Annotated in this window: 20 protein-coding genes; 13 read left to right on the top strand and 7 right to left on the bottom strand. The window is 48.3% G+C overall.

From position 1 onward, the window contains the following. Nucleotides 1–171 precede the first annotated feature (171 nt). The 3 genes from NYE54_RS19600 (at nt 172) to NYE54_RS19590 (ending at nt 3,525) form a co-directional block, all read left to right on the top strand. Complete coding sequence (locus NYE54_RS19600; RefSeq protein ID WP_339265548.1) at nt 172–2,175, top strand: Na+/H+ antiporter; 2,004 nt, start codon at nt 172–174, stop codon at nt 2,173–2,175. Between the two features lie 140 nt (nt 2,176–2,315). After that, nucleotides 2,316–2,765 (top strand): Rrf2 family transcriptional regulator, encoded by a 450-nt coding sequence (locus NYE54_RS19595; protein ID WP_339265546.1) that lies wholly within the window; start codon nt 2,316–2,318, stop codon nt 2,763–2,765. Nucleotides 2,766–2,889: 124 nt separating this feature from the next. After that, complete coding sequence (locus NYE54_RS19590; RefSeq protein WP_339265544.1) at nt 2,890–3,525, top strand: nitroreductase family protein; 636 nt, start codon at nt 2,890–2,892, stop codon at nt 3,523–3,525. 130 nt (nt 3,526–3,655) lie between these two features. On the opposite strand, the gene NYE54_RS19585 is transcribed toward NYE54_RS19590, so the two are convergent. Further along, complete coding sequence (locus NYE54_RS19585) at nt 3,656–4,279, bottom strand: TetR/AcrR family transcriptional regulator (protein ID WP_339265542.1); 624 nt, start codon at nt 4,277–4,279, stop codon at nt 3,656–3,658. A 167-nt stretch (nt 4,280–4,446) separates the two neighbouring features. Here NYE54_RS19585 and NYE54_RS19580 point away from each other — a divergent pair, with 167 nt between their 5' ends. Next, nucleotides 4,447–6,684: an MMPL family transporter gene (locus NYE54_RS19580; RefSeq protein ID WP_339265540.1), complete on the top strand. Its 2,238-nt coding sequence runs from the start codon at nt 4,447–4,449 to the stop codon at nt 6,682–6,684. A gap of 122 nt (nt 6,685–6,806) precedes the next feature. On the opposite strand, the gene NYE54_RS19575 is transcribed toward NYE54_RS19580, so the two are convergent. Then, nucleotides 6,807–7,685, bottom strand: a complete 879-nt coding sequence (locus NYE54_RS19575; protein ID WP_339265538.1) for a LysR family transcriptional regulator — start codon at nt 7,683–7,685, stop codon at nt 6,807–6,809. A gap of 107 nt (nt 7,686–7,792) precedes the next feature. Here NYE54_RS19575 and NYE54_RS19570 point away from each other — a divergent pair, with 107 nt between their 5' ends. The 6 genes from NYE54_RS19570 (at nt 7,793) to NYE54_RS19545 (ending at nt 13,829) form a co-directional block, all read left to right on the top strand. Further along, nucleotides 7,793–8,359 carry a chromate transporter gene (locus NYE54_RS19570; protein WP_339265536.1) on the top strand — a complete coding sequence of 189 codons (567 nt, stop codon included), beginning with the start codon at nt 7,793–7,795 and terminating at the stop codon, nt 8,357–8,359. Then, nucleotides 8,359–8,913, top strand: coding sequence for a chromate transporter (locus NYE54_RS19565; RefSeq protein WP_339265534.1), 555 nt, complete (start codon nt 8,359–8,361; stop codon nt 8,911–8,913). The genes NYE54_RS19570 and NYE54_RS19565 overlap by 1 nt, the downstream gene beginning before the upstream one ends. Before the next feature lie 232 nt (nt 8,914–9,145). Beyond that, on the top strand, nt 9,146–9,391 hold the full coding sequence (locus NYE54_RS19560) for a hypothetical protein (RefSeq protein ID WP_076321737.1): 246 nt from the start codon (nt 9,146–9,148) through the stop codon (nt 9,389–9,391). Between the two features lie 239 nt (nt 9,392–9,630). Next, the gene (locus NYE54_RS19555; RefSeq protein ID WP_339265532.1) at nt 9,631–11,418 is read left to right on the top strand and encodes an ABC transporter ATP-binding protein; all 1,788 of its coding nucleotides are present in this window, start codon (nt 9,631–9,633) and stop codon (nt 11,416–11,418) included. Continuing rightward, nucleotides 11,415–13,277, top strand: coding sequence for an ABC transporter ATP-binding protein (locus NYE54_RS19550; RefSeq protein ID WP_339265530.1), 1,863 nt, complete (start codon nt 11,415–11,417; stop codon nt 13,275–13,277). Before NYE54_RS19555 ends, NYE54_RS19550 begins: the two co-directional genes overlap by 4 nt. 75 nt (nt 13,278–13,352) lie before the next feature. Next, complete coding sequence (locus tag NYE54_RS19545; RefSeq protein WP_339265528.1) at nt 13,353–13,829, top strand: GNAT family N-acetyltransferase; 477 nt, start codon at nt 13,353–13,355, stop codon at nt 13,827–13,829. Nucleotides 13,830–13,871: 42 nt separating this feature from the next. On the opposite strand, the gene NYE54_RS19540 is transcribed toward NYE54_RS19545, so the two are convergent. Further along, a complete protein-coding gene (locus tag NYE54_RS19540) occupies nt 13,872–14,717 on the bottom strand; it encodes a chemotaxis protein (protein WP_339265526.1) in 846 nt (281 codons plus the stop codon). Nucleotides 14,718–14,957: 240 nt separating this feature from the next. Between NYE54_RS19540 and NYE54_RS19535 the strand changes: the two genes are divergently transcribed. After that, nucleotides 14,958–15,785, top strand: a complete 828-nt coding sequence (locus tag NYE54_RS19535) for a histidine kinase (protein ID WP_339265524.1) — start codon at nt 14,958–14,960, stop codon at nt 15,783–15,785. Then, nucleotides 15,782–16,435 (top strand): response regulator transcription factor, encoded by a 654-nt coding sequence (locus NYE54_RS19530; protein ID WP_339265522.1) that lies wholly within the window; start codon nt 15,782–15,784, stop codon nt 16,433–16,435. The genes NYE54_RS19535 and NYE54_RS19530 overlap by 4 nt, the downstream gene beginning before the upstream one ends. An 87-nt stretch (nt 16,436–16,522) precedes the next feature. Here the strand turns inward: NYE54_RS19530 and NYE54_RS19525 are convergent, their stop codons facing one another. From NYE54_RS19525 to NYE54_RS19515, 3 genes are all read right to left on the bottom strand, one after another. After that, nucleotides 16,523–16,870, bottom strand: a complete 348-nt coding sequence (locus NYE54_RS19525; protein WP_339265521.1) for a hypothetical protein — start codon at nt 16,868–16,870, stop codon at nt 16,523–16,525. Nucleotides 16,871–17,124: 254 nt separating this feature from the next. Continuing rightward, nucleotides 17,125–18,831 carry an ABC transporter ATP-binding protein gene (locus NYE54_RS19520; protein WP_339265520.1) on the bottom strand — a complete coding sequence of 569 codons (1,707 nt, stop codon included), beginning with the start codon at nt 18,829–18,831 and terminating at the stop codon, nt 17,125–17,127. Between the two features lie 63 nt (nt 18,832–18,894). Then, nucleotides 18,895–19,236, bottom strand: coding sequence for a hypothetical protein (locus NYE54_RS19515; protein ID WP_339265518.1), 342 nt, complete (start codon nt 19,234–19,236; stop codon nt 18,895–18,897). Nucleotides 19,237–19,464: 228 nt separating this feature from the next. On the opposite strand from NYE54_RS19515, the gene NYE54_RS19510 reads away from it, so the two are divergent. Beyond that, nucleotides 19,465–19,944, top strand: a complete 480-nt coding sequence (locus NYE54_RS19510; protein ID WP_339265516.1) for a nucleoside deaminase — start codon at nt 19,465–19,467, stop codon at nt 19,942–19,944. Nucleotides 19,945–19,986: 42 nt separating this feature from the next. Here NYE54_RS19510 and NYE54_RS19505 read toward each other — a convergent pair whose 3' ends face one another. Beyond that, complete coding sequence (locus NYE54_RS19505; protein WP_339265514.1) at nt 19,987–20,769, bottom strand: arylamine N-acetyltransferase; 783 nt, start codon at nt 20,767–20,769, stop codon at nt 19,987–19,989. Nucleotides 20,770–20,954: the final 185 nt, after the last annotated feature.

Raw genomic sequence — 20,954 nt, 5'->3', positions numbered from 1 at the left:
CTTTCTAAAGGACATCTCCTTTAGGAAGCCTTGTTTTTTGTGGCGGCATGAAGGTGAAACTTTTCCAGCTCATAAATAAACCTTTACTATTCTACACAACCTAAATCAGTCTATTGACAGACATGCCCATGTTACATAAGTTATTCTTCTCGAGGAAGGAGCAGATGCACTGTGGAAATATTTCTTATGGTACTTATTTTTCTGGTTCTTATCGGTATTTCCAACATCATCAATCGATTTCTGCCATTCATTCCTGTCCCGTTGATTCAAATTGCGCTTGGGATCGGGGCCGCCTATATCCGCGGGTTCCATCACGTGCCACTGAATCCGGAATTGTTCATGGTCCTGTTTATTGCACCGCTCTTGTTTAATGATGGGAAGCTGACCCCACGGAGCGAGTTGTGGAAGCTCAGGTCCAATATTCTGCTGTTGGCGCTAGGTCTCGTATTTGCAACCGTTCTGATCGCGGGACCTTTCATTCATTGGCTTATTCCGACCATACCGTTATCAGCTGCCTTTGCGTTGGCTGCGATACTCTCGCCTACCGATGCGGTTGCGGTGGGCTCCCTGTCAGGCAGAGTGAAGCTGCCGGGGAAAATCATGCATTTACTTGAAGGCGAAGCGCTTATGAATGATGCGTCCGGTCTCGTTGCGTTTAATTTTGCGATTGCAGCTACAGTGACGGGTTATTTTTCTTTAACGAAAGCCATCGGCAGTTTTTTTGTCATTGCAATTGGAGGCATCGTTGTTGGGGCGCTTCTAGGGTTTCTTGTGATTTGGTTCAGAATGCTGCTGCGCCGGCTCGGTATGGAGGACGTCACGCTTCATATGCTGATCATCATTCTGACGCCATTTATCATCTACCTTATAGCCGAGGAATTTCATCTGTCCGGGATTCTGGCTGTCGTTGCGGCGGGTGTCACCCACGCCGTGGAGAGGGATCGTATGCGATCAGCATCCATTAAACTTAGAGTTGTATCGGACAGCACCTGGTCTGTAATCCTGTTCACGTTAAACGGGCTGGTGTTCATTCTGCTCGGGCATGAAATCCCGGGGGTCGTCAATCAAATATGGAGTGATCCTGCCTATAACAATGGACAAGTCCTCGGTTATATATTCCTAATAACGGCTGTTCTGATATTGCTGCGGTTCATATGGGTATGGGCTTCAACGAACCGCCAGTTCAAGTCTTCCCTGCTGACTGCACTGTCGGGCGTACGGGGGGCATTAACGCTGGCTGCGGCTTTCTCCATCCCGCTCACCCTTGCGGACCATCGTCCATTTCCAGAGCGAAGCTTAATGTTATTCATCTGCGCGGGTGTCATCCTGTTAACTCTGGTCATCGCGAGCGTGCTGCTTCCGCTGCTGACACGTGAGAGACCTGTGAATACGGCGGCGGTGATTGATCGTGAGAAAGAAGCACGGCTTCATATGCTGCAAGCGGGAATACGTACCGTGCGGGAAGAAATGACGGATGAAAACAGGGAGGAGGCGGTTCAGCTTATTTATGCGTATACCAAACGGCTTCAGCAATCTCAAATAACGGATAAGAGCGACATGCGAGAGTTCTGGGAAGCCACGATCACCGTTAGAAAAATCGGACTTACTGCGGAACGAAACGTTACAGAAACATGGCTTAAGGAACATAAAGCTTCTGCAAGGGTCGCGGAGCAATTCCTGTCCTCGCTGAACAAAGTTGAGATGCTGCTGACCAGCCGATATAAGTTCAGGCTGCTCACGAAGAATTTATGGCGGAATTTAAAGCGCTTGTTGAAAAAAAACGAGTCCAAAGAAATGCCCATGTCTCCGGATCACCCGGATTGGGAGATGTATAAGGCATTGAAGCTGGAGGCCATTCGTGCAGCAATCCATGAGATCCAAACGGTGAAGCCGGCGCAGAGGCAGGAAGTCCTGCAAGCGGTTATTGCAGACTATCGTGCAATGGAGCATTTTCTTCAGAATGATCGTGTATGGAGCCGAAGAAAGCAGAAGCTTAGCAGTGAACGCAGGGAACTGGAACTTAAAGCCATTCAGTCAGAGCGTAACGAGATTCAAAGCATGTTCGAACATGGCGATATTGACCGGGCACTTGCGAGCCATCTGAGAATGGATGTGAATTACCGAGAGGCGAATTTGTATGAGTCCCAAGCACTGGTTGAAGACGAGGGCCATTAGATGATGGTCCTTGTTGTGCTTGATGGAGTGTCAGGTTTACGATACAATAATGAAAAGCTAAGATGGGAACATCTGCTTCTGCTGCAGAACACCTATTAAAGGTTTAAAGGCAATCTCATTCTTAAAAAGGGGGTAGGAACATGAGCGTAAATAAAGAAGTGGCCTCCAAGAAATCGACAATGGCCTGCCCGTCCACCTATAAAACCTTCAGTCTCGCCGTGCAGGCGCTTGTGACGCTTGAACGTCATTCCGGCAAATGCTCAAGCGGCGATATCGCCTCGTATCTGCATTCGGAATCGACGTTGATTCGACGCATACTGAAAACACTGGCACAAGCCGATATGATTGAATCGCGTGAAGGAAGAGATGGTGGTTACCGACTGAAGAAGAACGCCTGCGATATTACTTTGGCTGAAGTGTACTCGATTCTCCAGGTCCACAGCTCAATCAGCGACAGTATGCTGGACGCAGCTCCCGGTCATTGTTTTGCTGAGGAAATCAAGGAATCCTTTGTTGGCATTTTATCCGAGATTGAGGACAGTACCTTAAAAATACTGGAATCGCGCACGATTGCGGACATCGCTCAGTGAACCTTTCAAAATGTTGTTGACAAAGAAATTCACTCTGCTATATACTGTGCATAAATCAACACAGTTAACTCGCGATTTAAACTGTGCAAAAAAATGCACAATATAATTTTGGAGGGGAAAAACCATGTCAACAATAACAAAATCCGATTTTCAAACCGTGATTCGGGAACGCCACTCGGTTCGTCAATATGACCCGTCGGTAAAGATTCCAAGAGAAGAGATGGAAGCCATCCTTAGGGACGCTACACTGGCACCTTCCTCAAGCAACCTCCAGCCATGGCGCTTTCTGGTGATCGATGATGCTGAGCTCTTGAAGAAGCTGCATCCGATTGCCAACAATCAGGAGCATGTTCTTCAAGCCTCGGCCGTCATCGCCGTATTGGGCGATCTGAAATGGTATGAAAAAGGCGAGAAGATTTATTCCATGTCTGAAGAAGCCGGTTATATGACCGAAGAGGTGAAGGAGCGCTTCATTTATACGGCCGAAAATATGTATGCGAACCTGGATCCATCCGTTAAAGAAAGCATCGTGGATGTGGATGCCGGACTGATCTCCATGCAGCTGATGCTGAGTGCACGGGCCAGAGGGTATGATACCGTACCGATGGGCGGATATAACAAAGTTCAATTCGTGGAAGAGTTCAATATTCCTTCCCATTATCGCAGTGTCATGTTGATTGCCATCGGGAAAGCAGCCGCTTCAGGTCGGCCAACGGTAAGATTGCCGCTTGAAGACGTTGCTTTCTGGAATGAAATCTAACACATAAGCAAAAAGAACGGAGATCCTGCTTGATGATCTCCGTTCTTTTGCGTTGATATGATCGATGCTCATGATTCGTGAACTAAATCTCTTGATTCATGTGTGAAGCATGCAGTTATGGAGCAGCGTGTTACTTCGGAAGGTTTACTGCTCCGTGCAAGAATAGATCTACGATCTCAACAGCCATATCACGAGGGCTGGCATAACCGCTTCGGGTATCTTCACGATTGCCCAGCATCAGCATCGCCGAAAAAGCCTGCGCCATGAGCAAAGGATTGCCTTCCCGAAGTTCACCAGAACGCATGGCTTGATTAAACCGATCGGCGATGACTTCATGAATGCGCTGTTCCGCCTCACGGATAGCGGCCATCTGCTCCTGGGATAAAAAAGGCTGTGCTTCCCGCATCATGGTCTCCATCTCGGCATGAGGCTTGGCAATCTTCGCTTCGGCTACCCGGATCAATCCAGACTCTAGGGTATCGGCTTCCTGCAGATACCGACGAGTAGAAGCATATGCTTTATCTAGAATCGTGGTTACCGCTATTTTAAACAGCTCGGGTTTACTTGTGAAATGATAGTAGATGGAAGCCTTGGTCACTTGGCAAGCCTTCGCGATCTGCTGCAAGGATACGGGCTCGTAGCCATTTTCCATGAATAACTTGGAGGCGGTCCAGAGGATGGTTTCCTGGATAGGAGCCTGATCGGCAGCTGCTTTGGGACGCCCGGGATTTCGGGGGTTTCGTATTTTTGTCATGATGACCTCCTGTGTATAGTGTAAGACATGCAGGTCGTTTTTTCAAAATGAATATTGAAAATTAACCTACCGGTATATATAATTAATTTGCGCGGTTTGTTTTCAGTCTTACTAAGAAAGAAACAAGATCATGATAAAGAACATCACGGAATGGAGAGGATCTACAAATGCACGGATCAGGACCGAATTACGGTAAATGGGTTGCAGGGAAGCGAAGCAAATGGGTCACGCTCTGTGTATGGGTACTCATCGCACTGGCGTTGAATTTGTTATGGCCGGCTGTTGCAGATAAAGAGGATAACAATGCAGCCAACCTGAAGGAGGATGCACCATCCGTCGTAGCGGAAGCCATTGCCGATAAGGAATTTCCTAGCAACGGGGGAGTACCGGCTCTCATCGTGTGGCATAAAGCCAATGGATTGAACGAAGGGGATTTAACCAAGCTGCAGGAGTTGACGGCGAGCCTTGAATCCGATCCGCTCCCGTATCAAACCTCCGTTGTTCCTTTCCATCAGCTGCCTCCGCAGGCTTTAAGCGCCCAGTTGTCAGAGGATCAGAGCACGCTGGTGATGCCGCTATTTTTTGAAGAAGACCGGGAGACGGACCTGCTCAAGGAAGGAACGGCAGAACTTGAGAAGCGCTCGGAACAATTGCTGGGCAGTAATCCGTTTCAGACGGCCATCCAGAGCGGAGACGGAATCAGTGCTCGCGTAACAGGTCCGGTTGGAATCTCTATTGATGCAACGGGATTGTTTGAGGATGCCGACGTATCGCTCATGATTGCAACCGTGCTTCTGGTGCTGATATTGCTGCTGCTGATTTACCGTTCACCGATTCTTGCCCTAATCCCGCTTGTAGCAGTCGGTTTTGCCTATATGGTAACTAGCCCGATTCTCGGTTTTATGGCGGATCAAGGCGTAATCACCGTGGATTCCCAATCCATCGCCATTATGACCGTGCTGCTCTTTGGAGCCGGGACGGATTATTGCTTGTTCCTGATTTCGAGATTCCGCCAGCTGCTATGGCATGAACCCGATAAACGCAAAGCCTTGTTCCAGGCGATTACGAGTTCATCGGGCGCCATCGCGATGAGCGGCTTCACAGTTGTTTTGTCTCTGTTTGCGCTGCTTCTGGCTCAGTACGGGGCATACCAACGATTTGCGGTGCCTTTCAGCTTGTCAATTCTGATCATGTTCATAGCCAGTCTGACATTGGTACCGGCATTGTTGGCTATTTTCGGGAGAGGTTCCTTTTATCCTTTCATTCCGAGAACGCCGGAGATGCAAGCGGAGCGCGCCAAGAAAAAAGGAAAGCCGGTTCCTGCACCGCACAAAGAGAAGGAGAGCCGGATCGGCCGTATGGTGACAACGAAGCCATGGACCGTCGTCTTGGTAGCTTTAGTATTGCTGGGTGGACTTGCGACCTTCTCATCCCAAATCAAATTCACCTACGATCTCCTATCCTCATTCCCTGAGGATGTTCCTTCCCGCGAAGGATTCACCGTCATCGGCGAACAGTTCTCCGAAGGAGAGCTTGCGCCGGTTCGGCTGATAGTGGATGGTGCGGGGCAAGCTTTAGATCTTGAAGAACGCCTGAAGGCTCTGGATTATGTGGATCGTGTATCCGAACCGCAGAATGGGGCGGAGAATAACGATATTATCGGTTATGAAATCGAGCTATCCATGAATCCTTACTCTATGGAAGCGATGCAGCATATTCCGGATCTCAGAGAGATCGCGGAGGTTTCACTTGCGAAGGCAGGAGTCGAGAATCCGGCGGAAGCCGTGTGGATCAGCGGTCAAACGGCTACCCAGTATGACACGGAGATCGCGGGAGAACATGATGCCAAACTGATCATTCCCGTCGTCATCGGTTTGATTACGCTGTTGCTATTGGTATATCTGAGATCGGTTGTGGCAACCGTCTATCTGATTGCCACGGTCATCTTGTCTTATTTCTCCGCCCTGGGGCTTGGCTGGATTATCATTCATTACGGTCTGGGGGCAGAAGCCATCCAAGGAGCCATACCGCTGTATTCGTTTGTATTCCTGGTCGCGCTGGGCGAAGACTACAACATATTCATGATTTCGAGCATATGGCAAAAACGGAAGCAGATGCCCCTGAAGCAGGCGATTAAAGAAGGCGTGGGCGAGACGAGTTCGGTGATCACCTCAGCCGGTTTAATCCTGGCAGGGACCTTCGCCGTACTGGCCACGCTTCCGATTCAAGTATTGGTACAGTTTGGGATCATAACGGCCATCGGTGTTATGCTGGATACGTTCATAGTAAGACCCTTCCTAGTACCCGCGATCACAACGCTCCTGGGCAAGTGGGCTTTCTGGCCAGGCAAACAACAGATGGTTACCGAAGAGAAATCTACATTGACCGTTGAAAATAAAGCGTAGCCTTAACTTAATATGGATTTCTTGTGACAACCACCTCATCTTAAGGTTATGTAAGAGATGAAGGTGGTTGTTGCCGATTTTGACGTGCGCGAAGGGGGGGCTAGTAAGATAAGGAGGAGGCTTCATGACATCGTAGATTCTATGTGCAAAAGAAGGGCCCTTAACGGAGTTGTCAGATATTTATCTCGATGGTGAACGGCAAGCAATTCATTTCTCAACAAGAGGTCTTGAACAGACAGTGAAATCAATTCCCCCTGCAATAGCTGCTCACTTACAAGAACATCAGGCAAAATCGTGATGCCGAATCCAGCCTTGGCAGCTTCGATCAATGCTAGGGAATTTACGCTTGTCCAGGCAGGTTGTGCGGTATGTCCGGACAAATAAAGAACGCTGTCTAAAGTATCGCGGATCGCACTTCCCTTTTCACGCAACAATAGTTTTTCAGAGCAAAATTGTTGCAGAGTCAACTCCTTGTGCGTGATGAGATAGTCAGGAGCGCACACAACATATAACGGATAGGAAGCAAAAGGGATGCATGTAAAAGGCCCTTGGGGAACCGCACCTTCAATCAAAGCGATGTCAGCTTTGCCGTTCCGCAATATTTCAATGGCATTCGCTGCGCTGACCACATCGACATGGATCAGTATATCAGGCCAATCTTTTTGAAAGGCTTTCAAGATTTTTGGTAACCAGAACGCTGCAATGGTAATGCTGGAAACGATGTGCAGGGGAGCTTGTTTTTCCAAACAGCTGATCCGTGCATCTAATGCTTCGCACGAAGATAGAATCGGTGTAACTTCCTCCAGCAAAAGCCGGCCGCTTTTTGTAAGCTGAACGCTTTTTGAAAGTCGGTCAAACAATGCTGTTTCTGCCCTTTCTTCCAGTTCACGTATGGCATGAGAAACTGCCGATTGCGTGATATATAACCTTTCCGCAGCCCTTGTGAAGTTTCCCGTTTCTGCTACTGCCCGAAATATTTCAAAATGCCGAAGAGTCATCATTGATGCTCCCCCTCCCATGAATAAAACTAATCGTTATTGCAAAATAATATCATTTTACTAATCAATCATCAACCTCCATAATAACAGGGTGACAAGGAGGCGATCTGATGATAAGCCAAAGAACCAAACTATATATCTGGCTTCTGGGCATAAATTTGTTTATCAGCACATTTACATTTGGCGGTGGGTATGTTGTTGTTCCGATGATTCGGAAGTATTTTGTATCCAGGAAAAAACTACTCAACGAAGATGAACTCGTCAATATGGCTGCTATTGCACAGTCCTCACCAGGAGCAATCGCAATCAACTTGTCAACTCTCGCAGGGTTTCGGGTAGCGGGGATGACGGGCGCTGTAATCAGTTATATTGCTGCTGTCATTCCATCCCTCGTCATATTGGGATTCATCTCCACGTTCTATGTTGCGTTTGCGGCGGATCCGTTAATCTCCGCAGTATTGAGAGGAATGCAGGCAGGCGTTGCAGCCCTTATCGTTGATTTCGTTGTGGATATGTGCAGTATGATGATCAAAGAACGTTCTCTATTACTTACTCTGATGATTCCGGCAGCATTTTTGGCGAATTTTATCTTTGAAATCAATGTAGCCATTATCCTCATCGTGTGTTGTTTTTTATGCATTGTGCGAGTGTGGCTTAATGAAAGGCGGCAGAAATAATGGGGGAACTATTGAAACTGTTATGGGTCTTTTTTCAGATCGGTTCGTTCAGTATCGGGGGTGGGTACGCAATCATCCCGTACATTCAGGAACTGGCAGTTCAAAAATACGCATGGGTATCGCAAAGGGTTTTTACCGATATCATTACCATCTCGCAAATGACACCCGGCCCATTAGCAGTAAACACCTCCACATTTGTTGGCTTACAGGTCGCGGGGATACCGGGCGCAATGATTGCAACTTTCGGCTGCGTGATTTCAGGTGTCGGCATTTCTATTTTGCTGTATCGCTTTTTTCAAAAATTCAATAAATCTATCTATGTGTTTGAAGCTTTGAACGGCTTGAGATCGGCTTCACTGGGGCTTATTATTTCGGCTGCTGCAACCATATTACTAATGACGTTTCTTGGGACTTCGGCAATAAGCATGGCTTCTAAAGTGAATTGGATTGCTGTAGGTGTATTTACAGGATCTTTGTTTGTATTGAGAAAATGGAAGATGAACCCGATCCTTCTCATGGTTCTGACGGGGATACTGGGAGGCATTATTTATTAAAGAAATCCTCGCGGCTCGTCGCGAGTTGTTTTCAAACATAATTCATATTATGTAAACAAATAATTCAAATCTGTTCAATATAAATATGGTATATAAAAGGAATTATGGAAAATGAGAGGTAATCATCATATCCTCACTTTACTTAACTGGATTTTAGGTTGCCTTCATCTCTCGTTAAGGTTTGGACCTTATACTAAGTATGTCACTACAAGTGATGGAAGGAGCAACGCAGATGAACAAGAAAAACAAAATGAGTATGTGGTCGTTAGGACTTGGAAGTGCTTTTCTGATGATGATGTTAGCTAACCATGACAATGTGCATGATGGACAAGCCCGATCCGGTATCGCTTCAAGTGCAGCTAGATCCAATGTGGCCATCCAATCCGTTAATAAGAGCTCGGCAGTCAAAATGCCCGAGAACCAGGAAATCACCCCCGAAATGATTAATCAATTCTTAAAATTAGTGGCAGAGACATAAGATCATGTGATTCTCTATACGTAAACGGTTTTGAAGACCAGTCCCATGCTCAGGGGGCTGGTCTTTTTGGCGCGGGGCTCAAAAGAGTTCTTAATCAGAGTGATTTTGCGGCAGCAGATGGTTTCTGATCAATCGACTGTAAATTTTTTTGAAAACAGGAACCCATGTTCTTGTCATATCTTCCCAGGAAGCTTATTATTATCAAGAGGGTTAACCTGAAGCGGGGGGATTATAGACGAATGCAAAGCGATCACACGTTAAACAGCAAGCGAAGGACCACGGGGATTGGCATGTACCGGGAGATGCTATTCCGATACGTATTCCCGCATAAGAAACTGCTGGCAGCCCTAACGGTGCTGCTATTATTTTCAATCGGGCTGCAACTGATTAATCCGCAGATCATCCGGTATTTTATCGATACGGCTCAAGGAGAGGGAAATCTGACATCCCTTTATTATGCGGCAGGTTTTTTTATCGTATTTTCATTGCTCCAACAAGGTGTATCCATTGCGGCTGCTTACTATAGCGAGAATCTGGGCTGGACGACAACCAACAAGCTTCGCGCTGAATTGGCGGAGCACTGCCTGTCGCTGGATATGAGCTTCCACAAAACGCAAACGTCCGGCTCTTTAATCGAACGGGTCGATGGCGATGTGAATGCGCTTGCTAATTTCTTCTCCAGCTTTATTATCCATCTGTTCGGCAATCTGCTCCTTATGATCGGGATCCTGGCTCTTCTGTATCGGGAGAACTTCTGGATTGGTTTTGTCATGACAGTGTTTGTTATCGGCAGCATCTACGTCATTCAGCATATTCGGCGGTTTGCGATACCGATATGGAAGCGATGGCGCGAGCTGAATGCGGATTTCTACGGATTCATTGGCGAGCACCTCGAAGGCACTGAAGATACGCGTGCCAACGGGGCGGCTGGATATGTCATGAATCGATTCTACGAGATGGCCAGACGCATGCTGCCGGTTCGAGTTCGTGCATTCATCGGATTTTTCCTTATGTGGAGCACAACAATATTGGTGTTTGCGCTGGGCAATGCGGCCGCATTTATCGTCTGCGCCATACTGTGGAAGAATGGACATGGCGGTTTGACGATCGGCTCCATCTATTTAGTATTTTATTATACCGAGCTGTTAGCCAAGCCGATTGAGAAGATCCGTACCCAATTAGAGGACTTACAAAAGGCAGATGCCAGCTTGATGCGGGTCCGGGAATTGCTGGCAACCGAGCCCCAGATCAAAGACGGACCTGGAGCTCCGCTTCCATCAGGTCCGTTGTCGGTGGAATTCCGCAACCTAAACTTCTCATATGAAGAGGGCGGGCAGGTTACGCTCGAAAATCTGCAGCTGCGGCTCGAACCAGGCCAGACTCTAGGGCTGCTCGGGCGTACAGGCAGCGGCAAAACGACGATCGCCCGCCTGCTGCTGCGTTTCTATGATCCCCAAGATGGAAGGATCGAGCTGGCAGGAACGGATATCCGGATCTGCAAGCTTCATGAACTGAGGCGCAAAGTCGCCATGGTTACGCAGAATATTGAGATTTTGGAAGGGACTGTTCGTGATAATCTGACCTTGTTTGATGAAGGTATCGCGGATAGCCGAATCATATCCGTGCTCGAGGAGCTTGGGCTTGGGGACTGGTATGCTTCGCTTCAGGAAGGGCTCGATACGAACCTGGCCTCAGGCGGGGGGAGCCTGTCGGCTGGTGAGGCCCAGCTGTTGGCATTTGCCCGTGTCTTTCTGACGGATCCGGGTCTCGTCATCCTTGATGAAGCATCATCCCGCCTCGACCCGTTAACGGAATACCGGATTGAAGCAGCCATTACGCGTCTGTTGCAGGAGAAGACGTGTATTATCATTGCCCACCGCTTGGCTACGGTTCAACGTGCAGACCGGATTCTTATTCTGGAGAATGGTCGCATGCTCGAAAGTGGTCGCCGGGAAGAGCTTGCCTCAGACCCGCAATCACGGTTTAGCCGCATGCTGGCCGTTGGAATGGAGGAGGTGCTGGCATGAAAACAAGACATTTTTTCTGGCGGTTGATTCTGTACCGGCCTGGCTTGTATCTGATCAACCTGCTGGCATGGTCCCTTATCCATATGGCACCACTGATCCCCGGACTGTTAACCAAGGCTTTCTTTGACCATCTGGAAGGTACATATGCTTTTCCCTACGGCGTTTGGGCGATTGCCGTGCTGCTCATTGGCGCTGCTTTAGCCCGGATTGCGCTGATCTTCGGCGGTTTCATGACAGACGTGCATTTTCGCTTCCGGATCAGCACCTTGCTTCGTCGCAATATGCTGTCCCATGTCATGAAGGAGCCTGGAGCTCGGGCGATACCTTGCTCCCCAGGTGAAGCCATCAGCAATTTTCGGGATGACGTCGATCAGGCCGAAGAAGCGACAAGCTGGTCGGTGGATACTTTAGGACTGGTCGGATTCGTTATCGTTGCCAGCTGGATTCTTATATCCATTGATCTGCAGCTGACGATTCTCGTGTTCGTTCCTTTGATCCTGGTGGTCACTGCGGCCCAGATTGCGACAGCTCGCATTCAGAAATACAGGGCAGCAAGCCGGGAATCGACGGCCAAGGTAACCGGTGCGATTAGCGAAATGTTTGCCAACGTGCAAGCCATTCAAGTCGCAGGGGCTGAGAAACGCGTAGTGGAACGGTTTGTAAGCCTTAGTGAGAAACGGCGCCAATCCATGGTGAAGGATAAGCTGTTAACGGAGACCTTATCTTCCGTATTCACCAACTCCGTCAACCTCGGCACAGGATTGATCCTCGTGCTTGCGAGTCTTAAGATGCGAAGTGGCGATTTTACGGTTGGGGACTTGTCGCTCTTTGTATATTATTTAACTTTTGTCACGCAGCTCATATCCAACGTAGGCAACTTCATGACCTACTACAAGCAGATGGGCGTCAGTTTTCAGCGCATCAAATCCATGCTGCAAGGGGCACCGGCTTCGCTGCTTACAGCAGCCAATTATATCGGTATCGGTAAGGTTAAGAACAAACAGAATAAAGAGAAGGAAGCTAATCCTAATCGTAGGACACAGAAAGATTTGTTGACCAATGAAAGAATCCATCCTTCCACCATTTCTGCAGCCGAAGACGGCGTGGAAACGGCTTATATCGAGGCGCCACCTCTTTTACTGCTTGAAGCGCAAGGACTGTCGTATCAATATCCCGAAACCGGACGCGGTATATCGAATATTAATCTGACCCTGAAGCGTGGTACCTTTACTGTCGTTACAGGGATGATCGGCAGCGGTAAAACGACGCTGGTTCGCACCCTGCTGGGTTTACTGCCAGCTGAAAAGGGCGAGATCCGGTGGAACGGTGAGAGGATAACAGAACCCGCTGATTTCTTTATACCTCCACAGAGTGCGTATACTGCGCAGATCCCCAGGCTGTACAGTGATAAACTGCGTAACAACATACTGTTAGGTATAATCGAGGAGCCGGGCAGTCTGGACCGCGCACTACATGCGGCTGTAATGGAAGAAGATATCAAGCATCTGCAGCATGGCCTGGAGACGATGGTAGGACCACGAGGAGTCAAGCTGTCCGGCGGTCAAGCTCAGCGGACAGCGGCTGCAAGGATGCTGGTACGGGACGCGGAGCTGTATGTATTTGACGATTTATCCAGCGCATTGGATGTTGAGACCGAGCGTAAGTTATGGGAGCGGCTGTTCAGCGAGCGCGGCGGGGCGACTTGCCTTGTGGTATCGCATCGAAAAGCAGCACTTCACCATGCGGACCATATCATCGTGTTAAATGGCGGAGAGATTGAGGCTGAAGGCACGGCAGAACAGCTGCTGGCTTCAAGCGAAAGCTTCCGGCAGCTGTGGTATGGCGAAGAAACAGGATAATAAGTAAGATCAAGATTGCAATCGATAGAGTAAAAGATGTATCCATTTCACCATAGACAGAGGAGATATCCCCCCATGCAAAAAGCGGAACAAATTCAGCTGGAATTCCGTTCGGCAGAACACCTGCCTATCTTGAATGAATTCGAGCTTCCGGATGAACAAGTCCAATTTACCGCTCATCCGAAAGAAGCATTAAACCTAGTGGAAGGTCAGTTTCCCATCGTCATTTTAGCTGATGATCATCCTGTCGGCTTCTTTATCCTGCACGCCACGGAGCGCGTCAAGGAGTATACAAGCAATTCTCATGCCATGCTGCTTACTACCTTATCCATTGACCATCGTCAGCAGCGTAAGGGGTATGCCAGAAGAGGGATGCTTGCGCTGCCATCGTTCATTCGAAGTCAGTTTCCTTCCTGCGATGAAGTGGTGTTGGTCGTGAACCATAAGAATGTTCCGGCTCAGCAGCTGTATGAACGGGTTGGTTTCGAAGATACGGGCAGAAGAAGGATCGGGCCTACGGGAGAACAATGGGTTATGAATATAGCCATCTGATATAAAAATGCCGCAAAGACACCTGGTCTTTGCGGCATTGCTTTATTTTACTTGGTTGACGCTCCGCCAGGTAGCTTCCAAATTTGAAGCAATATACTCCAGAATCGGTTTGCTGTAGAAATAACCGCTGTGGGACAGGGGATTCCAGCAGGTCAACCAGTTTCCCACGTTAACGGATACATCGTTTCGTACCGTGCGGTCATATGCTTCATTTATACTCTTAAGGGGATAAGCAAGGATATCGTCTTTATCATAGAAATTGACCCATTCCCCCAGCAGTTGATCATGATAGTGCTTCAGATGCCCGGAAGGGACGTTGATCGGCTTGTCAAAATCGCGGTACCGCATGCTCCACAATGGCAAGGTGGTTCCCAGCGTATAGAATAAGGTCAGGAGTTCTCCGCGCTCCAGCGGAGCTTTCGGGTCAACGACCAGACGATGCCCGCGGGAGGAAAATTGCAAATCATAGAAGAAATTGCTGGCGATTACAGATCCCAGGCTATGAGAGATCACGCATAATGGAGCCTCGGGGCCGGCAGAGAAGGCAAGTCGGTGGAGCGCCTCACTGATCGTCCGATGAACGGCCTCATAGTTCTGATCTTCGGATTCTACGGGCTGATAAGCCACGGCATCCGCCAGATTGTGGATCACGTACTGCCGAAGGTGCTGATAACGTAAACGGTAAGGTTTAATGCTGCTGTTGATTAACTCAGACTCGCGTGCCGCGAATACATCGGCCCAATGCACAGCCTCCATGGCCAGTTGCTCATGCGGAATACCGGAGGTTTGAGAGAAGGTTTCTCTCAATTTTTTCATAAATTTATCCGCATAGTCTTTCTTTTGTGTTCCCAATCCGTGTACAATGATCACTGCAATTTTTTGCTTCATCTAACTGCAGCTCCCTTCATCGGAAATGGAATGAATGGATATCTTTTACTCTTTATACGCGATTTATACTTGAATTGTAAATAGGTTATTACAGTACGGGTGAAACTTGGTAAGGTTAGTAGCTCTTTAGAGTCATTCCGTTCATGGCCAAATTTGATTACAATGAAGGGATATCTAGTGGTAACATGATAGGTAAAGAGGCGGTACATTCAAGTTTTAGATTGAAATAGGAGGAAAGGTATGTCCTATAAACAAATGAAATGGTTGATTCTGATCATTCCTACGTTGACGATTGGCATTTGGGAGTATGTTCGGCATGAGTTCCTGCTGCCTTATATATCGATGGATCTTGGCAACCTGCTGGCACCTGTTATCGTGTTCTTGGTTTCCATACTGTTTCTTACTCAATTGTTCGCATTGATTGAACGCAATCAGGAGGAACTGAACCAATCTAGGGCATTGCAAGCGGCCATGCATGAACGGGAGAAGATTGGCCGGGAGCTTCATGACGGAATCGCCCAATCCTTATTCTTGCTGAACGCACAAATTGATCGAATTGAGAAATCGGGAGTAACCGGAGACATTCCATACCAGGAAATTAAGGAAAGTGTCCACCGAACCAATACCTACGTTAGAGAAGCCATTGCTAATCTCCGATATCCGGCAGATCCGCAAGCCATTCCGTGGATGCATAGCATGAACAGCTTAATTGAGGAAATCAAGCAGGAGACCAATCTGCATTTCGACGTTCATTGGGAAATCCCGGATGCCATGCTGTCCGCCAAAGAAAAGGTGGAACTGCTGGCTTCGATCAGGGAATCCTTGTTGAATATTCATAAGCATGCCGAAGCGAACCATGTGAAGATAACTGCGACAGCGGTTGATTCAAGCTGGCACTGCTCCGTCAGCGATGATGGCAAAGGTTTTGAGTTGGACAAGCCGCTCGGCAGCAACCGGTATGGAATCAAAATCATGAAGGACCGGGCCGAGGCCATGGGCTGGAAGTTCATGGTAGAAAGACATAACAACAAGACGATAATCAGCATTCGGAAGGAGAATACCGCATGAACGAGCAGCCTTTTCGCGTGTTAATCATCGATGACAGCGATCTTGCGAGAGAAGGAATTCGCACCATTCTAAGCAGCGACCCGACCTTTGAGGTTGTGGCTGAAGGAAAAAGCGGAGAGGAAGCGCTGGAACTGACCGAAATATGGATGCCTGATATTATCCTGATGGATATTCAGATGCCTGGGATGGACGGATTGGAAGCGACCAAGCGAGTGAAGGACAAATTCCCTTACGTTAAAATTGTCATGGTTACGGTATCCGACGATATCGCTCATTTGTTTGACGCCCTGAAACGTGGAGCGCAAGGCTATCTGCTGAAGAATCTGAATCCCGAATCATGGCACGAGTACCTCAAAGCCATTGCCGTGGACGAAGCACCGGTGAGCAGGGAACTTGCTTTTCGTATCCTGAAGGAGTTTTCGCAGCATGACAAGCCGAATCTAAGCAATAGTCCATTAACGGCGCGGGAAAAAGAAATTTTGGGACTCGTAGCCGAGGGGTTGTCCAACCGCGATATTTCGGCTGCCTTGTGTATATCCGAGAATACGGTCAAGAACCATCTGAAGAACATTTTACAAAAGCTCCATTTGGAAAATCGGGTACAGCTGACCCGTTATGCCTTTGAACAAGGGTGGATGGGGAAGAGGTAACGGTCACGCCCGCGTCTATTTATCCGCTAAGATAACTCAAAGGATGACTTTAAGCGAGCGAGAGAGACGTCCAAGGAGTGTACGCGTTCATTTCTGTTTAACAAGGAATATGCCCAGCGCAATGATCCCGATGCCGGCCCAATTTTTCCATGTTGGAACTTCCTTCAGGAACAAGTAAGCCACTCCTAACGAAATCAGGATTTCCAGGCATTTGGAGAAGATCAACGTATAGCCTAACTGTTCGGTGGCTTTATATCCATAACGGATTCCGTATCCGATGCACATGTTAGCAATGAGAAACAGAGGAAGCATGAATAACTGAAACTGCAGCGTTGGCCAGAACAAATGCTGGATATGCTTGGTTTGGTACGAGAAGACAAGGTTGATGATCGACAGCCCGCCAAAAAGTAGACCGACACAGTAGATATAAAACATAAAGCGCCTCCTGAAACGATGTCATTGTAGTACGCCATTAATGTTTCCGCGTGGCAACTTTTTTATCCAAGGACAATGCGGCCAAAGTTCTCTTGCGTGATATCATGACAGCTTGTCATAAGGATTAGATTCTTAAGCCGTCTCGAAAAAAAGGATGACTCCCTTCCGTGCGGAGTCATCCTTTTACATATTTGTTGCGGAATTTCATGACTTTCAGTTTAATATCCATGTATAACATTGGATCGTTGGCTTCGTTAGTGAGCTTGATGAAGTCTGCTGTACACACCACCGGAATGAATCAATTCCTGGTGCGTTCCCTGCTCGGCAATACCATCGGAATTGACGACGATAATTCGGTCTGCGCTCTGAATGGTGGTCAGTCGGTGAGCGATTACCAGCGTTGTTCTGCCGACGGACAGCTCAGCCAGGGACTTCTGGATTTGCGCTTCCGTCTCTGTGTCGAGTGCCGACGTGGCCTCGTCCAGGATCAGGATTGGCGGGTTCTTGAGGAACATTCTCGCGATGGACAAGCGCTGCTTCTGACCGCCAGACAGCTTAACCCCACGTTCCCCGATCACCGTTTCCATACCGTCCGGCAAGCTTCGTATCAGTTCATCCAGCGAAGCACGCCGTGCGGCTTCCCAGATTTGCTGGTCCGTTGCATGTAAATCGCCATAAGCGATGTTGTCGCGAATCGTACCGGAGAACAGGAACACATCCTGCTGCACGATGCCGATATACTTGCGGAGGTTTTGCAATTTGATATTCCGGATATCGATTCCATCCACTGTGATCTTGCCTTGATCCACATCATAGAAGCGGGGGAGAAGGCTGCAGATGGTTGTCTTTCCCGCACCGGACGGTCCGACAAACGCGACCGTTTCTCCAGCACGGATCGTGAGATGTATGTTATTCAGTATCGTCCGGGAAGGTTCGTATCCGAAGGTAACGCCTTCAAAGCGGATATCTCCTCGCACGGAGGACAGGGATACGGCGTCAGGCACGTCGGCGATCTCTGGATCGGTATCCATAATCTCCAGGTAGCGTTTAAAGCCGGCAATGCCTTTGGGATAGCTCTCAATGACGGCATTGATCTTCTCGATCGGACGGAAGAAGATGTTGGAGAGCAGCAGGAAGGCCATGAATTCACCCATTTCAATTTTGCCTTGAATGAAGAACCACGCGCCGCAGATCATGACAAATACCGTGATCAAACGCATCAGCATGTAGCTGATGGATGAGCTTTTTGCCATCGTTTTATAAGCGAGCAGTTTGGTGGCCCGGAATTGCTTGTTCTCTTCCTGAAACAATTTATTCTCATGCTCTTCGTTTGCAAACGATTGGACCACACGGATACCGCCAACATTGTCTTCGATGCGGGCATTGAAATTCCCTACATTACGGAACAGTTGACGATAGGTCGTGGTCATTCTGCTGCCGAATTTAATGATCAGCCATGCCATCAGCGGCACGATGATAAAGGTGAGCAAAGCTAGCTCCAGGTTGATGTAAGCCATTAAGGAGAAGGAACCGAGCAGCGTCATAACAGCGATGAACACATCTTCCGGTCCATGGTGGGCTACTTCTCCGACATCATTAAGATCATTCGTGATGCGCCCCATAAGATGTCCAGTTTTGTTATTATCAAAGAAACGGAAGGATAACTTCTGAATGTGGGAGAACATTTTCTCTCGCATATCTGTCTCAATATTAATGCCGAGCATATGCCCCCAGTAAGTTACGATGTACTGCAGCGCGGTATTCAGCGCATAGATGGAGAGAAGGACGATGCAGGCAATCAGGATAAGCGGCCAATCCTGGCTTGGCAGCAGATCGTCAATGAATTTGCTGACGGCAAGCGGGAAAGCAAGCTCCAGCAGTCCGGCAATAACGGCACATGTAAAATCCAAAATAAACAATCCCTTGTACGGCCGATAGTACGAAAAAAACTTTCTGATCAAGAATTATCACACTCCAGGTTCTACCTCTGTCAGGGTTATTGGGTTAAGATTAGCGGACAGCCATTAGGGGCTGTCTTGCGATGGTTTCGTATCATACAGCTCAAAAGCTTGAATGTACTCCTGAATAATCTGGTCCACTGCTTTCAACTCTCCGCTGACCACTTCTCTGATGGCTTCAAAGTCTGGGTCATTGACTTGCTTCTTCAAGGTCTCTCGTTTCACAACCAAATTGTCGAGAAAAGAAAGCGCGCGCCCCCGGCGGAACGTCTGCGCCATCTTGCCGCCTTCCCTGCCGCCGCAGCCTTCCTCACGCCGTCTTCCGTGTCTCCCGCCGTGCCGATGGTTATCCCGGTCCCGAGGCTCCGACCGTTCTTGACTCGATGTATCCTGTTCCTCTTGGCGCATAATATCAACCTCCTCAACGATAATAACGTATACGTTTGTATACCATTTAAAGTGATTGTATACATTTGTATACGATTCGTCAATCTGTTTTTTCTCCATTGGATTGGAAAAATTGAGGAGATCGATGGAAGATATGCTATGATGATAATTAGCTGTCCCAGGAGATTGTCATGGATGATGAATACGCACACCGGGATCAGAATGAACATGGGAAGGGAGCTGTACACTGTGAGTGAACATCAACATGAGTACTGGATGCGTCAAGCGATTGCAGAGGCCCATCGAAACGTTCAACTTGTGGAGGGTGGTCCTTTTGGAGCGATTGTGGTGAAGGAGGGTCAAGTGATTGGCAAGGGCCGGAATCTGGTTACCGCGCTGAACGACCCGACGGCTCATGCCGAGGTGCAAGCCATAAGGGAAGCATGTCTGCACCTGGAGGATTTCCAATTAAAAGGCTGTACGATTTATACCAGCTGCGAGCCTTGTCCGATGTGTCTGGGGGCCATCTACTGGTCCAGGCCCGATGCCGTTTATTATGCAAGCACGAAGAAGGATGCGGCTGAGATCGGATTCGATGATCATTTTATATACGATGAAATTGCGATGCCATTGGACCAGCGCTCCATCCCTATGAAGCAGGTTCAAACAGAGGATTATTTACTGCCATTTCAAGCGTGGAGCTCTGCTGAGCGCAAAATCGAATATTAATAATAAAACCGGGCTCCCTGCATGGGAAAGCCCGGTTTATTCTTATTTATGGATAGGGATGCCGAAATATGTATAGAGCGCTTCGGCATATTCCTGTGCATTGCCCGGTTTAAAGGTGTGGACGCCGCCGGCCTTGTAAATTCTGAATTCGTCATCATCCACAGTATTTCTGCCTTCCGCTGTACGTATGGATACCCGAGCCGTTTTATTAAAGGGTGAATCGGGGGCATACTCGCACCAGAATGAAGTGGTGATGAAATCTCTCGGTAAGTTAGGTTCCTCCGTAAAGGAGAAGACGGGATCCCAGGCTTCTTTTTTCCACTCTTCGAGCATCCAGCCATACGCTTCGGTTTGGACGAGCCGGTAGGTCTCGTTCCCCTGAGTCTGCACAAGGCCATCAACCAATTCCAGAGGGTGGCGCGGTCCGGCTCCTCCGACACCGACGTCGACAATATATCGCTGTTCTTCGATATCCACCTGCAGAATATGATGCCGACGCTTAGCAGGCGTATCGGTTTCATCACGCCAGAAGCGTCCGAAATAATGAGTGACCTTAAATCCCAGTTCCTGCAGCAGCCAGCCAAATAGCGCATTGAGCTCGAAGCAGTAGCCGCCGCGATGCCGGGTTACGATTTTATCGTAAAGATCGGGGATATCCAGGGAAAGTGGAATTCGATCAAGGATATCGAGATTTTCATAGGGTACGGTATGCACATGCTGTTCCTGCAATCTGGCGAGCATATAAGCGCTGTTTACAATCGGGCCCGTGTATCCAATACGCTCAAGATATTGGTTTGCGTCCAGGCCATGTATCGGGTTACTCATTCGATCACCGCATCTTTCGTCTTTGGTCAGCTTGGTAGAAGTAAGCCGTATATAATTATATACTTTATATCATATATTTGGGCTTTCTAATAGAGAACAAGAAGGAGGCGGAAGGGACTCTGCTAATGGATAGCATGGATAGTTTGTGGAATGACCGTAGGTTTATTGGGCTGGAATGGGAATGC

This window comes from Paenibacillus sp. FSL K6-1330, assembly GCF_037976825.1.
Taxonomy (GTDB): Bacteria; Bacillota; Bacilli; order Paenibacillales; family Paenibacillaceae; genus Paenibacillus_AQ.
Note: the sequence above shows the minus strand (reverse complement) of the source record. Positions and strands in the feature narration are given on the sequence as shown.